This window comes from Seonamhaeicola sp., assembly GCF_028281565.1.
Lineage (GTDB): Bacteria > Bacteroidota > Bacteroidia > Flavobacteriales > Flavobacteriaceae > Seonamhaeicola.
Genome location: NZ_JANQJQ010000009.1, coordinates 72183 through 87748, shown reverse-complemented (window position 1 = coordinate 87748; position 15566 = coordinate 72183). Strand labels below are relative to the sequence as shown.

The window sequence follows — 15566 nt, the reverse complement described above, 5'->3', positions numbered from 1 at the left end:
AAGTTTTATTTATAGAGTTAATTCCGGGTTAATTTCAACTTCATAATCTATTTTGTTTATTACATTTGTCCGAGCTAAAAACAAAAAAATGAAACCGACATGATTAAATAATTATTTAATTATGTAAGGTTACATGTGACCGATTAAAACAATAAAAATAAACACATGAAAAACTTAATTTACCTTATACTAATAGCTTTTGCATTTACATCTTGCCAACAACAAAAAATTGGTTATGTTGATAATTCCATCTTGATTAATGAAATTCAGGAAAAGAAGGATTTAGAAACTAAATTTCAGGGAAAGCAAGAAGCTTTTAAGAAAAAAACGGATAGTATTAGTCAGGCTTTTCAATTAGAAGTACAACAAACTCAACTTACGGCTCAAAAATCGTCTCAGAAGAAAGCTCAGGAATTAATGGGTGGTTTACAGCAAAAGCAACAATTACTGCAACAGCAAATACAATTTGAAGAGCAGCAGTTAAATCAATTGGCCCAGTCTGAAATTGATTCTTTAATTATTAAAGTGAAGGACTTTGTAAAAAGCTATGGCAAAACAAATGGTTATACCTATATTTTAGGTACAAGTGATGGTGCTGCATCAGTACTTTATGGTACGGATGAAAACAATTTAACTCAAACCATTTTAGAGGCCCTGAATGCTGAATACAATAACGAATAACGCTTAAATATTATTTACAATACCCTCTATTAACGTATTGATATCCAGTAAATTACCGTTTATTCTCAAAGCCTGGTAAACCACCTTTTTATCATGGACCTTTAACACGGTTAAGGGTAGATCCCTACCCGGTATTTCCCCTATTTCTTTTGGGGTAACATACCTCATGAGAGAAGTAATACGTTTCAAGGTATCTAAGGAAATAGTACTTTTATAAATCCCTTTTTTTGATACGTTATCTAAACCGTTATAAACCATACGGCCACTATCATAAATATGTAAATCGTATACCGGGCACTTTCCAAGGCACCTTCCTTTCGAATAAGAAACAACTATTTTATCCGGAGTGCTTTGCGGTTTCTTTTTTCCTGCAGAACAAGATGAGAAAGTGATCATGATCATTATAATTATTGTTAAATATTTCATGTCGTTATATCTTAAATGGAGGTTTAAAAAAGCTTGCAACAAAGCATATAGCGCTTCTAAAAGCCACTTTGTTACAAGCTATCATACTAACCAACCAAAAAAACTAATTTATTTTGTTTTTGAACAATGTGACTTCTTGGGGTTTCCAAAGGTATTGGCATGTTTCCAACTGCCCGGAGCGGGAAGCATATTCCTTCCTTTTGATGTTCTGGATGCTCCTAAATTGTTCCTTATATAATCTCTTAGGGACACAAGTTCAGGGTGATCATACATCAATTGAATTTTTTGCTCAGCAATACTGTTTCCGTTAACCCCTCCGTTTCTGGTTACAAATACTGCAAAGACCTCGGCAATATCTTCCCCCGGGTTTGTTGATGCATATTGTGTAACAAATCGACGCTCGTATTTGTTATAAAAATTGTCCAATCCGGTCTCAGAGTCACTGGCTTTAAGATATTCTCCCCAGATATCGGCCCAAAATTGGCCATATAATTTATTGATATAAGATGCCTGTTTAGAACAACCTTCACCGGTAAAAAAGTTATTACAGGAGGATTCATTGATACCTGAATTAACCTGATCGTTGTTTAGGGTTAAAATGTGGGCAAACTCATGAATTATAGTATAGATCAGTTCCTGTTCATCATCACTGTAGTTTATGGCAATGGCCATTTGCCATTTAGAAAGATCAGAACTGGTTTCAACAACAAACCCTGCTGTACCGGAAGGCTCTCCGTTGAAAATTAAAAACTCGCTCATCTTAGATCTGTACTTTGGAGGCACTACTTTTTTTGTTAAGTCCCATATGTGTTGATGCTTTTCAATATCCTGCTGGTACACGAGATCCTGCCCGGTAACTTTGTAGTCCTGTACTTTAACAATGTTATCTCCCTCTACTCTATAAAGGGTGATATCGCCGTCACTTCCGTTCGGGTTATCATCTCCGGGTTCACTGCCATTACTGTCATCATCACCATCATCATTAGGGTCATTACCCACATCAACAATAGTACCGGTTAGGTCTTCTTCATAAATGTCTTCATTGTTGCAGGAATTAAAAATGAATAAAAGTGAAAATAAGATCGCAAGGATTGAAATATGTTTTAAATTTTTCATCTGTTTTTTAATTTTTAGATTCAACGTGGTTTGTAGGTAAAACAGTTCCTGACAAAAACACCCTACTTTTTATTTAATTTTTATTTAGTTTTGGAAAAAGACCCATCTAACAAATGACAATGAAATCTGTTTGCGAGAAAGAAACTTACAAAGCGATTTTCCATACGTATTCTGAAACCTTGCGAAATTTTATATACTACAAATGTGGTGACTTGCAGCAGGCAGAAGATATAGTTCAGGATACCTTTATTAAACTATGGAAAAATTGTGCTAAGGTTCTTTATAAGAAAGTTAGGTCGTATTTGTTCACCGTAGCAAATAATGCGTTTTTAAATGAGGTAGCACACCAAAAAGTGGTCTTGGAATATCAGAAAAGCAATGTAAAAGAAAGCACCACGATAGATCCTGAATTTTTATTGGAAGAGAAAGAGTTTGAGGAAAAATTAAATGAAGCCATAGCAAGCTTACCGTATAGGCAGCGAGAGGTGTTTTTATTGAGCAGGGTTGACAAAAAAAAGTACTCTGAAATTTCCGAAATAATAGGAATTACTGTTAAAGCTGTGGAAAAACGTATGAGCCTGGCACTTGTTACATTAAGAAAAAAAATAGGAAATGTTTAATAAAAGTAGGGTTGAACAACACTTATTTGTTTTATTATAAAACGAAAGGGGACGATGAAAAAACAATACACTGATGATACATTTTTAGCCAGATGGATTTCCGGAGAGTTAACCCCGGAAGAGCTGGAGGCATTTAAAGCATCCGGGGATTACAAAACATTTAAGAGAATTAATGATAAGGCTCAGCAGCTTAAATCCCCGTCCTATGATAAAGAGGCTGCTTTTTCTGAGTTATTAGAGAATATAGATGCAAAAAAGAAAACAACAAAGGTTGTTAAGTTGGTACCTAACTGGGTTTATAGTACTGCAGCGGTCCTGGTAGTTACGCTTGGTATTTTGTTCTTTATGAATAACAGGTCCACTCACTTTAAAACCTCTTATGGAGAACAATTAGTAGTGACATTACCTGATCACTCCAAAGTAAATTTAAACGCAAATTCTTCACTGGAATTTAAAGCTAAACATTGGGAAGAGCATAGAATAGTAAGGTTTCAGGGTGAAGCATTTTTTGATGTTGAAAAGGGCACCTCGTTTAAAGTAAGTTCAAACCAGGGAACGGTTGAAGTCTTGGGGACGGAGTTCAATGTAATTTCCAGGCAAAATTATTTTGAAGTCCGGTGTTATGAAGGTCGGGTCAGGGTATTGAATCCGGACAATGATATTGAAGTACTGTTAGAATCCGGGAAAGCTATTAGAATAGTTGAAAATAAGGGTGAAACATGGGTTTTTAATGAAGTGACACCCTCCTGGATTCAAACAGGAGAAAGCAGCTTTATCAATACCCCTTTAAAGCAGGTTATAATAGCTCTGGAAAATCAATACAAAGTGAAGATCGATGTTTCGGGTGTTGATTTGGAAAGACGATTTACAGGAAGTTTTACCCATAACGACCTAAACCTGGCCCTGAAAACCGTTTTTGAACCGTTAGATATTACATATACAACAACAGGGAACAATACAATTTTGCTTAAGGACAAATAAATGGGCAACTTTTTTTGATTATTATTGTTATACATAACAAAAGATTCAATAATAGTAGTGGTATCCAGATTTGTTTTCTTTGCTTTTTTTCTTTGGGTTTCGGTTGTTAACGCCCAGGAAACACTTTCAGTGTATTATGACCGTGAGCCTATTGCTGATGTACTTTCAGACGTAGAAGACAAGTTCCGGGTTAAATTTTCGTATAGTTCGGAGTTGATCCATAACCAAACCATTTCCTTTAAAAAAGCGGCAGCCACATTAGAAACTATTTTATTTGAAATTACACAACAGGTAGATTTAGAATTTCATAAAATCACAGAACGCTATTACCTTATAAAGGCGCGATCAGAACCGGAATTTTACACAACGCAACAGTTAGACGAAGTTGTTATAACAGAGTACCTTACTTCAGGAATAAGTAGGAAGGCAGACGGAGCCATAAGCATATCACCACAAAAGCTGGGCATATTACCAGGGCTTACGGAAGCGGATGTTTTGGAAACCTTACAATTAATTCCCGGAGTGCAAAACCCTACCGAAACCGCATCGGGGCTGTTTATCAGGGGTGGTACACCAGACCAGAACCTGATATTATGGGATGGTATAAAAATGTATCACTCCGGACATTTTTTTGGAATGATCTCAGCATTTAATCCTTATATAACAAGTAACGTAAGGCTATCCACCATTGGAGCCAATGCCAGATACGGCAATCGCATTTCCAGTATTATAGCCATTGAATCGGTAGATAAAATTCCCGGGAATACTCAAGGAGGTTTTGGTTTTAATATGACGCATGCAGATGCCTTTATAAAAACACCGGTTACAGATAATTTTGCCTTAATAGCTTCGGTTAGACGCTCGTATACCGATGCGATCAACACGTTTACGTTTGAAAATCTATCGGACCGGGTTTTTCAAAACACCAAAATTACAGAAGGCAATAAGATTTTTGATGATGATGATTTTATCATAACTAACGACTACTTTCGTTTTTCGGATATTACACTAAAGGCCATTTTTAAACCCTCGGATAACGATAAAATTGTTGTTAGCAGCCTAGCTACCAAAAATGCATTGGATTATAGTTTTTTAATTGAGGAATTTGAAGAAACATCGAATGACAAATTAGAAATAGAGAACAAGGGCATTAGTGCCTCCTGGAACCACAGCTACGGCAAATCGCTTTCACACCAGGTACAGGCATATTATTCTGAGTTTAATTTAGATTATAGAGGCACCAATGAATTCCCGGATGACCTTTTTGATCTTACGGATAAGGAGAATACCATTCAGGATAAAGGTGTTTCAGTTCAAACCAATTGGAACATTAATACAAACCAAACATTATCGGTTGGCTATCAGCTCTCAGAAACCCGGGTAGATTATATCTTGGGATTTGACAGTAATTTTATCGCTGACAGCAATTTTTTAGAAACCGATAATAGCACCAATACAACAAATGCTTTCTATTTCGATTATGAACATAAAAAAAACGAAAAGTGGCAACTAAATGCCGGTCTTAGAGGGGATTACGTATCGGTATTAAAGACCTTTTACTTAGAGCCAAGGATCTCAACTCAAATATATTTGAATAGTGATTTTAAGACCCGGATAGCATTTGAAAAAAGACATCAGAATGTGAGCCAGATATTAGAGTTTAATACTTTGGATTTTGGCTTGGAAAATCAGATTTGGGCGCTGGCTCAGGATGATTTTCTTCCCTTACAAAGAAGCAGTACATGGTCTTTTGGGATTAATTTTACAAAAAACGGGTGGAACATAGATGCGGACCTTTATCTTAGAAAAACAAAAGGATTATCGTCATTAGCCCGCGGGTTTGAAAATTCGGACTCGAACTATTCTGAAGGTGAAAGCGATATTTCAGGTTTAGATGTTCTAATCAAAAAAAAATCAGGTAATTATAGGACCTGGTTAAGTTATACCACAGCAAAAAAGGATTTTAAGTTCGATGCTATTAATGACGGGCAAACATTTCCGGGGAATTTTCATATAGCGCATCAGCTATACTGGATGCATTCTTATAAGTTAAACAGGTTTGATCTTTCTCTGGGTTGGCGCTTTAGAACCGGGATACCCTATACAGAGGCACTAGGTTTTGAAAATGATGATACTACCATTATCTACGATAAGATAAATAATGCACGTTTACCCAATTACCATAGGTTGGACTTTTCAACTACCTATACATTTAATTTTTCTAAAAAAGAGACCTGGAAGGGAAAATTAGGATTGTCCATACTTAACCTGTATAATAGGGAGAATGTTTTAAGCAGGGTCTATAAAGTGCGCGTATCTTCAGATCCGAATACGCCATCTTTTTTGCAGGAAACTGCCAGAGCATCATTGGGGATAACGCCTAACCTTGTGTTTAGAGTAGAATTTTAAGAGGTATAAAATGAAAATGCCCGGGGAATGACAGATACTTTAAAGTTCCCCGTACCTGTTAATTCACCATCGGCTTGAATTAAAGGTTGACTTTTACCAGTTAACTCAATACGTACAGATGCCGCCTTAAAGATTTTAACCTTTTTATAGTTCGTGATAGTACCATTGAATAGTTTGGGAAGGTTTTTGATGATCTCCAATTTATTGAGGTTACCTACATAACTAATATCGAATAAGCCGTCTGAGGGATTGGGCGTGTGCGTAAGTTGCATACCACCGCCTGAATATTGACATATACCTATTAAAATCATCAATGTTTTACCAGATATGACTTTTGAATTTACATGTAATCTAGTGTTGAAATTTCTAAAAGAAAACATTCCCGAAAGTGCTCCGATCAAATAAGCTAAGGCGCCCCATTTTTTATATGTCTCCACCCGGCTTACCACATAACCGTCAAAACCCACACCGGCTAAATTATTAAAGTAAATAGGCTCCCGGTGATCATTTTCGAATTCAATTTTCCCAATATCCTGAGAGGCTATATGGCCTTTTTTGATGATCTCTATGGCAGACTCCATTGTATTGGGAATATTATAGGTTTTCACCCAATCGTTACCCGTTCCAATAGGAATAACACCAACTTGAATTACCTGACTCGAAACAAGTTTTTGGGCCATAATACCATTAACGGTATTATGCAAAGTACCGTCGCTGCCAACACAAATGATGTGCTTAAATTGATCCCGAATGGCTTTTTGGACCAGGTAAACACTGTGCTTTTCATATTGGGTAAAAGCAAACTCGAAATCAAATTGATGCTGTTTTAGTAAACGCTCAATGTTTGGCCATTTGCGTTTTGCTTTGCCATTACCTGAAGTAGGATTAACGATAACAAACCATTTTTTTGAAGCATCTTCCAAAGTATATATTTAGTGTTTTAAATGTATGAATTTTTATTAGTGGAAGTTTTACAAATGAAAATTCTGTATGAAAATCGATCAAGTTTCTTTTGAAAAAATAGATTTTTTAAATGCATTACCCTGTTTAATACCCCTTTTTTTATGCTTAAGCGTATTTATTTGTGCTTTAAAGTCAATGAATTGAAGGAAATTTAGATGTACGGCAAAAAAAGAAATCACTGATTGAAGGCGCTTTGTTAGAAAATCCTTGATAGCCGCTTCGGGTACTAATATAATACCTAAGGATAAGATGCTTGAATAACCATGGCGTACTTGAACGCATTATTGCTAAAAAAATGTCTATTGAACGATGCAATTAAATTTTGGATAATCTGTTTAGTTAAAAGAGCTAATCAAATTCTGAATGTTAACAGTATGAATGTAACAAGGTATTTGGGAGTACTTCTTGTGCTCATAACCGCAATTTCCTGTGGAAAAAAAGAAAAAGAAATATTAGTGCTGAGTAAAACAGCCGGTTTTAGACACGAATCCATAAAGCCTGGAATAGCAGCCTTAAAGAAATTGGGAATAGAAAACGATTTTAAGGTAAAGGCTACAGAAAATATGGCCTATATGGTTGAAGATTCATTAAAAAATTATGATGCCGTTGTTTTTCTTAATACCTCAGGTGATATTTTAGATGCCGTTCAGCAGGCGGATTTTGAGCGCTACATCCAGGCAGGAGGTGGATTTGTTGGGGTACATGCAGCTACTGATACAGAACATGATTGGCCCTGGTATAATAAGTTGGTTGGTGCGTATTTCAATGGGCATCCGGCAGTTCAATCTGCTAAACTTCGCATTGTGGATAAAGGTCATATGAGTACCGAAAAACTGGATAGTGTTTGGTTAAAAGAAGATGAATGGTATAACTTCAAAAGTATCAATCCAGACATTAAGGTATTGATAGAAATAGATGAAAGTTCCTATAACGGAGGTGAGAATGGTGAGCACCACCCGATCTCATGGTATCATGAGTTTGATGGTGGCAGGTCATTTTATACAGCTATGGGACATACAAATGACACCTATACGGATTCGACGTTCCTAAATCACCTTTTGGCGGGTTTGCAGTATGCCATGGGAGATGGCTTGCTAGACTACACAATGGCAAAATCTCACCGGGTACCCCCGGAAAACAGGTTTATTAAAAACGTCCTGGATTTTAATCTGGATGAACCCATGGAGTTGGCCGAATTACCCGGAAAAGGGATTTTATTTATTGAAAGAAGGGGGCGTCTCAAACTCTATGATTTTAAAACTTCCAATACTAGGGAAATTTCCAAATTGGATTTATTTTACGGGAACGAGGATGGACTTCTTGGATTGGCAGTAGATCCAGATTATGAAAAGAATCATTGGATTTATCTTTTTTATTCAGCTTCTGACAAGCGGGAACAACGTATATCCAGGTTTACCCTTAAAGATGATAAGTTGGACCTGGATTCGGAAAAAATATTAATTAAGATCCCGGTACTTCGAGAGTGTTGCCATAGTGGCGGTGCTTTGGAGTTTGGGCCCCAAGGTAATTTGTTTATCGCCATAGGTGACAATACCAACCCTTTTGAGTCTCAGGGATTTGCACCTATTGATGAACAAGAGGGCCGAGAACTCTGGGACGCCCAAAGATCTGCTGCCAACACAAATGATCTAAGAGGAAAAATCCTCCGGATAACACCTGAAGATGACGGTACCTATTCTATTCCCGATGGCAATCTCTTTCCCGTAGGAACTCCTGATACCAGGCCCGAAATTTATGTAATGGGATGCCGTAACCCCTTTAGGTTTTCAATCGATCCCAAAACAGGATTTGTGTATTGGGGAGATGTAGGCCCGGATTCCGGAAATGACAACTCAGACCGTGGCCCAAAAGGTATGGGAGAATTTAATCAGGCCAGAAAAGCCGGGTTTTGGGGATGGCCCTATACGAGAGGAAACAATCAGCAATACAATGATTATGACTTTGCAAAGAAACAATCAGGGCCAAAATTTAATCCTGATCATTTGATCAATGATTCACCTAACAATACCGGACTTAAAGAACTACCTCCTGCCCGGGAGTCGTTTATTTGGTACTCTTATGACCGCTCTGAAGCATTTCCGTGGCTGGGTGAAGGTGGTGTAAATCCTATGGCAGGAATGGTCTTCCATTCCTCGGAATTCCCCAATGTTCGGGAAGGTGTGTTCCCTGAGTATTTTGAAAATAAACTTTTTGTGTATGAATGGATGCGGGATTGGATTTATATAGTCACTTTGGATCAAGATCAAAACTATGTAAAAGCGGAGCCCTTTATGCCCAATACCGAATTTTCCCATCCTATGGATATGATCTTTGGCTCTGACGGGAACATGTATATGCTGGAGTACGGACAAAAATGGAATACCAGGAATCTGGATGCCCGTTTGAGTAAAATATCCTATATAGCCGGGAATCGGAACCCGATTGCCAAAATAATTTCTGATAAGGAAATTGGCGCCCTTCCTCTTACGGTAAGATTCTCAGGCGCATCATCCATAGACTATGATGGTGATAAATTAAAATATGAATGGTCCTTTGCCGATGATTCCAATGTAAAATCTACAGAGGCTGACCTTGAATACACATTTACAAAAGCCGGCGCCTATACAATTCAGCTTAAGGTTACCGATGAATTGGGAAACACGGGGATAGCTGATACCAAATTATTGGTCGGAAATGATGCTCCTAAGCTTGAGATCCGGACCCAACCCAAGGATTCTATATACACCGGTGATAAAAAAGTGGCCTACAAAGTTGTGGTTACTGATACGGAAGATGGTGATTCCGAAAGCGGGTCTATTGCTTCAGACAAGGTCAAAGTAACATTCAGTTACATTCCGGAAGGGGAAGACATGATAAAAGCCACTTTGGGACATCAACAAAATGTGGTTCCCGAAGGAAAGAAAATCATAGATGAAACCGATTGTAAAGCATGTCATGCTGCCACGGAAAAAGTAAATGGTCCTAGCTACACCGAGATTGCTCAAAGGTATACTAAAGAAGATAAGGATTACCTTATTGACAGGGTTGTTAAAGGAGGCTCAGGAGTATGGGGAGAATCCCCGATGTCTGCCCATCCACAACTTGAAATTGAGGAAATAGGAAAAATTATTGATTATATCCTATCCTTAAACGCGGATGAGAACCATAATGAACAACTATTGCCACTATCCGGTATAGTTGAGTTTAAGGATCATCTTAAGGATAATAGCAGTGGAAAATATGTGTTAATGGCATCTTATCTGGATGATGGCAATCAGGCTGTGCCAAACTCTTCCCTTTCCGCAAGTGCTCAAATTGTTTTTAAAGCTCCAAAAGTCGAGGTAGATAAAACCGAATAAATAATAAACCGTTAAAAAATAATAAAGCCATACCCTTTAAATATTAGTCTTTGTTTTCATATTGAAACTAATATTATATGAGCAGCATATTTGAGATTACCAATGAGTAACTCACCTAAAATGATAAATGGTTATTCATTGTTTGAATTCCCAATTAAAGCTTCATTTTCCTTTGCAATACGCTCCTTTTGTTCCTTGCTTAAACCTTGACGATAATAAACATCCGGTTTATGAACCACACGGTGTTCTTTCATTTCCGGGTCGTGCACATCTAAGCTTAAATCACAATCAAATCGTACAAGTTTGGAGCAGAATTTACTCCAGTTACTATTCGCATTAATAAAATGAGCTGTTCCCCAGGTAATACCGCGGCCGTCGGTAGTATTTGTAAAGGCATCCGGCACATAAGGCGCCGCGGCATAAGGCATCAATTCTGTGATAGAAGCAATTTCAAAATTCACCCAGTCTTTTGCATACTGAATAGTATTATGTTCCGGTCCGTCTTTGTAAACTAAAGCCGCTACACCTTCTTTAAAAGGAAATAAAGAGGTTTCATGGCCTGATGTGATCAATGGGTTCAAAGGATGTTTTTTAAACGGTCCTAGTGGGTTATCCGCAATGGCCAGACCTTGCATTCTAACCAAATCCGGTCTTTCTCCAAAATCTGATTTATAATAAATATAAACTTTACCATCATGAACAAGTGGATATGGGTCATGAATGGAATATTGGTCCCATTCGCCTTCTGCTCCGTTAGGAATCACAATTTTGTTGTACGGTGTCCAGGGGCCTTCAGGAGAATCGGCATAAGATACTGCTACCGGACAATCGTCTCCACGTTTACCACTGGCTTCCATAAACCCTTGGTAATACAAATAGAATTTACCTTCCCATTCTAAAATATCGGTAGTCGTTACCGAGCGCCAGCCTACTATTGGTTTTTTCGGACGTTTTATGGCAACTCCCTGTTCTTCCCAATTAAAGCCATCGGTTGAGGTGGCATACCAGATATCGGCTAAATCCCAATCCGAAGACGGAATGGTATCATTACTTTTTTTGGCGCCTTGTGGAGGTGTTGGCGTGTTTCTGTAGGTATACCAGATATAGTATTTTCCATTGTGAAATAACACTTTTGACGGATCTCTACGTGAGATAGTACCATCAAAATTGTTATAATCAAACCCTTTTAGTTCTGTGTATTTAAACTGACTGAAAAGCTCATTGTTTTGTGGCTGAGGCGCTGCATAATCTGTATAAATGCGTTCCATAGCGGCACTCATTTGTCGGTTAGGTTTTTCATCTGGAAGAACAAATGGGAAACCTCCTTGTTCCTTTGTTTGAATTATTTCTTCAGAGGATTTTTGCTTACAAGCCAAAAGCACTAGTACAGTTATTAAGTAAATAGCGAGTTTCATATATAGTTTTAAAAGCGTTTTCTTTAGTTTAAAACAGGTTTGATATAAGTATAGTAAACCCCGTACGTCTCTTTACCATTAATAAAATCATTTACCAACAAGGTTTTCCCTTTAGGAAGATTTACAGTAAAAACAACAGCTTCATCTTCATTTTTAATAGCCTTTTCATGGATTTGATTGGCTATGCTTATCCGCACTTTTTGAGGTTTGATTGTCTCATAAGTGTAGAAGTTTTTTGGGTTTTTCTCAGGAATTCCCCAAATGGTACCAGGGCATTCTTTAGGCCACCGTCTACATTCAATTTGGTAAAGCCCTTCTTTTTCAATTTCAATGGCGTGGGTGTTGTTCAAGCTTTTCTTTCCTACAGCAACATGTTCTGCTTTCCAAATACCGGCACTTTCTCCAATGGCGTGTTGAATGGTTAAGGTGATTTCTTTTTGCTTTTCATTGCCTGCTATACTCACCGGTAATTCATAGTATTCCGGATTGGTTTTGGTGATTTTTAAAAATTGTGTATTGTACACCAATAATTCTTTTACAACCTCAGGGAATTGTGCAGACAGGTCATTTTGTTGCATACGGTCTTTCTCTATATCGTATAACTCCTTACCATCAATAAGGCGCCAGTTGTCTTTAATGATACAGGTTTTATCAATATCGGTTGGCGGCCGCCAATCCTGACGGTTATGTACGAATATGGTCCTGTCTTCAAGTTTTCTTTGTTTTCTAGTCAGCAAGCCCGAAAAATCAATTCCGTCTAATTTTTTTGTCTTCGGAATATCGATTCCGCAAAGCGAAGTTAAAGTAGGGATCAGGTCTACATGGGCGGTTTCCACATGAATGTCCTTGCCTCCCGAAATTTTACCATCTTTCCAACGGATAAAAAACGGCACACGATGACTACCTTCCTGTTTACCACCTTTCCTTCCTCTAAACCCGTGGTTGTGACCTAATTTGCCATCGGCGCTATAACCATGATGCGTCCCATTATCTGTCATGAATATTACGATCGTGTTATCAGCCAATTTCGATTTTTTCAGATAGGCTTCCAGTTTCCCGAAGTTTTGATCAATGTTGGTGATCATTCCGTAGAATTCGGCATTCATGATCTCGGTTCCAACCAATGGTTTGTATGGGTTGGCATATTTTTCTTCTACATAATGAGGACCGTGAGGCGCATTTGTGGGTAGATATACAAAAAATGGTTTGTTTTTGTTGGCCTCAATAAACTTCATGGTTTCTTCAAACCAAATATCGGTGCAGTAACCTTTGAATTGTTGAGGTTTATTATTTACAAAATAAATATCATCAAAATAGGTGTTTCCCCAATAATCGGACAGTTCACCTACACCACCTGATTTATGGTGAATGGCCACATCAAATCCACTATCTGTAGGCCTTACAGGATAATTATCGCCTAAATGCCACTTTCCAAACATTCCGGTCACATAGCCATTCGCCTTAAAAATATCCGCCATAGTCATGGCATCACCAGACAGGGCATCCCTGCCTTTGTATGTTGCCCAGGCACCGTTGTTAATTGGATAACGCCCTGTCATTATCGCACTTCGGGTTGGTGTACAAACCGAACTTACATGAAAATCAGTCATCCTAACAGATTGTTTATAAAACTTATCCAGGTGAGGCGTCTGTATCCACGGATTGCCGTGACAACCAATATCACCAATACCCTGATCGTCTGTAAGGATCAGGATGACGTTGGGTCTATCCTGTTTTTGAGCGTTAATAGAATGACTTAAAAAACATGAAAACGCAAGGATTAACAAAGAATATTTGAGCATCTTATAGCTTAGTTTAGAACTTTTCAAAGTTACTGAAATGGGAATATGCCATCAAACGGTGTCACTATACAAAAATTATATAAAGACTAATTTTTGATATATTGCTTCTTATACTGAAAGGAATTAAATAGTTTTGTAAACCGGTTAAAACTAAAGACACTAAACTATTGCTAAATAGATTATTAAGAATAATAGTAATTTTTTTATTTGCATATGGTTTCTCACATGCATCTGTTATTCAGGTTATACCTGACTCAACTTCATATTATACAAACCAGTTAGATCGAGCTATTAAACAACATAAGTTATACCCCAATAGGTCTTATGGGGTTTTAAAGAAAAGTCATAATTATTTTAGTCAACAGAAAGATACATCATTAGTTGTAAAATGCCTTATGAATATGGCAGAGATCCAACTTTTAAAGGGGAAGTATAGTTTATCTTTTGATCATTCCTGGGAAGGGCTTTATTTATCAAAAAATGCTGAGCTCAATGAAGAAACGGCTAAATTACACATTAGACTAGGAAGGCTTTATGACATTTTTAGTATGAATGATGAAGTATTTTATCATTTTAATGAAGCGCTTGGTATTTCCAAGGATATATATTTTGAAAATGAGGAAGATGTAGATCAATTAATTGCCAGTTATATGAATTTGGCCGTTAAAGAGCGTAAATTGGAAAACTACAAAATTGCCCTTAAACATTTAGACTCTTGTTTGGTTAACGAAACGGTGGTAGAAAATAAACAGGTTGAAATGCCTTTTATTGATGCTGAGCGTGGGTATATCATGCTGCGATTGGGAGTCCTTAACGAGGCGGAAAGACTTTTGCATTCGGCAAGTAAAAACACCGATAATAAACCGGTTCATTACAGGACCAACATCAGTATGTATTTAGGGGAGCTCAAAACGGCAACTAATGAACTGGATAGTGCCGCTTTCTATTATAATAAAGGGCTTAGATTGATTAGAGCGAAAAATTACAGAAGCGATTTAATGCCTGATATTCTTCGTAAATTATCTCAGGTTTATAATAAAAAACAGCAGTATGTCAGGGCGTACAACTATTTGGAACAGTCCAGGAAGGTTGCCGATAGTATGTTACAACTTAGAAATATAACTAACGGTGAACTTTTTGAAATCAAGGATGGTTATTTAAAATCACTATCACAAAAAAACGAGCAATTAGCTGAACAGGAATTGCTAATTGCAGAAAATGAGTTGGTTCAATTTCGCTTAAAAATAATATTGGGGCTAACGGTTTTTTTGATAGTCGCACTTTCAGTGGTTTACCGTATGCGTTTGAAGTTAAAACGTACCTTACTTGATAAAAAAGAAACCGAGTTACAAGCCAAAGTGAAAGAGGAACAGAGCAAAGCTCAAATAGAATCTAAAAGTAAAGAACTCACCTCTTACGCTTTGCAATTAATCGATAAGGAAAAGGATATAGACGAACTTTTACAAGTCCTTAAGGAGGAATCTCCTTCGTCATATAAAGCTATGAGTTATAAGTACACAAAAGGCTCTAAAGATCTATGGGATTCTTTTAATTTACGATTTACAGAGGTTAACAGTCAATTTTACGAAAAGCTTAAAGATCAACACCCTGATTTAAGTGTGACCGAACGTAAGCACTGTGCTTTAATTAAATTGAATTTTGGTACCAAAGAAATGGCAAGAATCTTAAATATAGAACCTCACAGTGTGCACATTTCAAGGTCGCGTATTAGAAAAAAGATTGGGTTAGACCGCTCCGCAAAGCTTGAAAATTATATTGCTAATCTTTAAAAGG

11 protein-coding genes are annotated in these 15566 nt (G+C 37.3%); 6 read left to right on the top strand and 5 right to left on the bottom strand.

The features are described 5' to 3' along the window. The first annotated feature begins 165 nt into the window (after window positions 1–165). The gene (locus Q0983_RS03705; RefSeq protein WP_299548912.1) at window positions 166–681 is read left to right on the top strand and encodes an OmpH family outer membrane protein; all 516 of its coding nucleotides are present in this window, start codon (window positions 166–168) and stop codon (window positions 679–681) included. A gap of 3 nt (window positions 682–684) precedes the next feature. On the opposite strand, the gene Q0983_RS03700 is transcribed toward Q0983_RS03705, so the two are convergent. Continuing rightward, window positions 685–1107, bottom strand: coding sequence for a DUF6438 domain-containing protein (locus Q0983_RS03700; RefSeq protein WP_299548910.1), 423 nt, complete (start codon window positions 1105–1107; stop codon window positions 685–687). A gap of 108 nt (window positions 1108–1215) precedes the next feature. Further along, window positions 1216–2223 (bottom strand): putative zinc-binding metallopeptidase, encoded by a 1008-nt coding sequence (locus Q0983_RS03695; RefSeq protein WP_299548908.1) that lies wholly within the window; start codon window positions 2221–2223, stop codon window positions 1216–1218. A gap of 119 nt (window positions 2224–2342) precedes the next feature. Between Q0983_RS03695 and Q0983_RS03690 the strand changes: the two genes are divergently transcribed. From Q0983_RS03690 to Q0983_RS03680, 3 genes are read left to right on the top strand one after another with little or no spacing between them, the layout of a single operon-like run. Further along, window positions 2343–2843 (top strand): RNA polymerase sigma factor, encoded by a 501-nt coding sequence (locus tag Q0983_RS03690; protein WP_366140989.1) that lies wholly within the window; start codon window positions 2343–2345, stop codon window positions 2841–2843. A gap of 54 nt (window positions 2844–2897) precedes the next feature. Continuing rightward, complete coding sequence (locus tag Q0983_RS03685; RefSeq protein WP_299548904.1) at window positions 2898–3824, top strand: FecR family protein; 927 nt, start codon at window positions 2898–2900, stop codon at window positions 3822–3824. Between the two features lie 24 nt (window positions 3825–3848). Then, window positions 3849–6233, top strand: coding sequence for a TonB-dependent receptor (locus tag Q0983_RS03680; protein ID WP_299548902.1), 2385 nt, complete (start codon window positions 3849–3851; stop codon window positions 6231–6233). Here the strand turns inward: Q0983_RS03680 and Q0983_RS03675 are convergent. After that, window positions 6230–7156 (bottom strand): diacylglycerol kinase family protein, encoded by a 927-nt coding sequence (locus Q0983_RS03675; protein ID WP_299548899.1) that lies wholly within the window; start codon window positions 7154–7156, stop codon window positions 6230–6232. The two genes, Q0983_RS03680 and Q0983_RS03675, sit on opposite strands and share 4 nt — an antisense overlap. A 414-nt stretch (window positions 7157–7570) precedes the next feature. Here Q0983_RS03675 and Q0983_RS03670 point away from each other — a divergent pair, with 414 nt between their 5' ends. Then, window positions 7571–10555 carry a ThuA domain-containing protein gene (locus Q0983_RS03670; protein ID WP_299548896.1) on the top strand — a complete coding sequence of 995 codons (2985 nt, stop codon included), beginning with the start codon at window positions 7571–7573 and terminating at the stop codon, window positions 10553–10555. Window positions 10556–10686: 131 nt separating this feature from the next. Here Q0983_RS03670 and Q0983_RS03665 read toward each other — a convergent pair whose 3' ends face one another. Beyond that, a complete protein-coding gene (locus Q0983_RS03665; RefSeq protein ID WP_299548893.1) occupies window positions 10687–11970 on the bottom strand; it encodes a family 43 glycosylhydrolase in 1284 nt (427 codons plus the stop codon). A gap of 23 nt (window positions 11971–11993) precedes the next feature. After that, window positions 11994–13772, bottom strand: coding sequence for an arylsulfatase (locus tag Q0983_RS03660; RefSeq protein ID WP_299548890.1), 1779 nt, complete (start codon window positions 13770–13772; stop codon window positions 11994–11996). A 401-nt stretch (window positions 13773–14173) separates the two neighbouring features. Here Q0983_RS03660 and Q0983_RS03655 point away from each other — a divergent pair, with 401 nt between their 5' ends. Further along, on the top strand, window positions 14174–15562 hold the full coding sequence (locus tag Q0983_RS03655) for a hypothetical protein (protein WP_299548887.1): 1389 nt from the start codon (window positions 14174–14176) through the stop codon (window positions 15560–15562). Window positions 15563–15566: the final 4 nt, after the last annotated feature.

Excerpts from the sequence above, each read along its gene's own strand:
- Q0983_RS03655 (WP_299548887.1), top strand. The coding sequence starts at position 14,174 with ATGGCAGAGATCCAACTTTTAAAGGGGAAGTATAGTTTATCTTTTGAT.
- Q0983_RS03695 (WP_299548908.1), bottom strand. The coding sequence starts at position 2,223 with ATGAAAAATTTAAAACATATTTCAATCCTTGCGATCTTATTTTCACTT.
- Q0983_RS03665 (WP_299548893.1), bottom strand. The coding sequence starts at position 11,970 with ATGAAACTCGCTATTTACTTAATAACTGTACTAGTGCTTTTGGCTTGT.
- Q0983_RS03700 (WP_299548910.1), bottom strand. The coding sequence starts at position 1,107 with ATGAAATATTTAACAATAATTATAATGATCATGATCACTTTCTCATCT.
- Q0983_RS03685 (WP_299548904.1), top strand. The coding sequence starts at position 2,898 with ATGAAAAAACAATACACTGATGATACATTTTTAGCCAGATGGATTTCC.
- Q0983_RS03705 (WP_299548912.1), top strand. The coding sequence starts at position 166 with ATGAAAAACTTAATTTACCTTATACTAATAGCTTTTGCATTTACATCT.
- Q0983_RS03690 (WP_366140989.1), top strand. The coding sequence starts at position 2,343 with ATGAAATCTGTTTGCGAGAAAGAAACTTACAAAGCGATTTTCCATACG.
- Q0983_RS03670 (WP_299548896.1), top strand. The coding sequence starts at position 7,571 with ATGAATGTAACAAGGTATTTGGGAGTACTTCTTGTGCTCATAACCGCA.
- Q0983_RS03660 (WP_299548890.1), bottom strand. The coding sequence starts at position 13,772 with ATGCTCAAATATTCTTTGTTAATCCTTGCGTTTTCATGTTTTTTAAGT.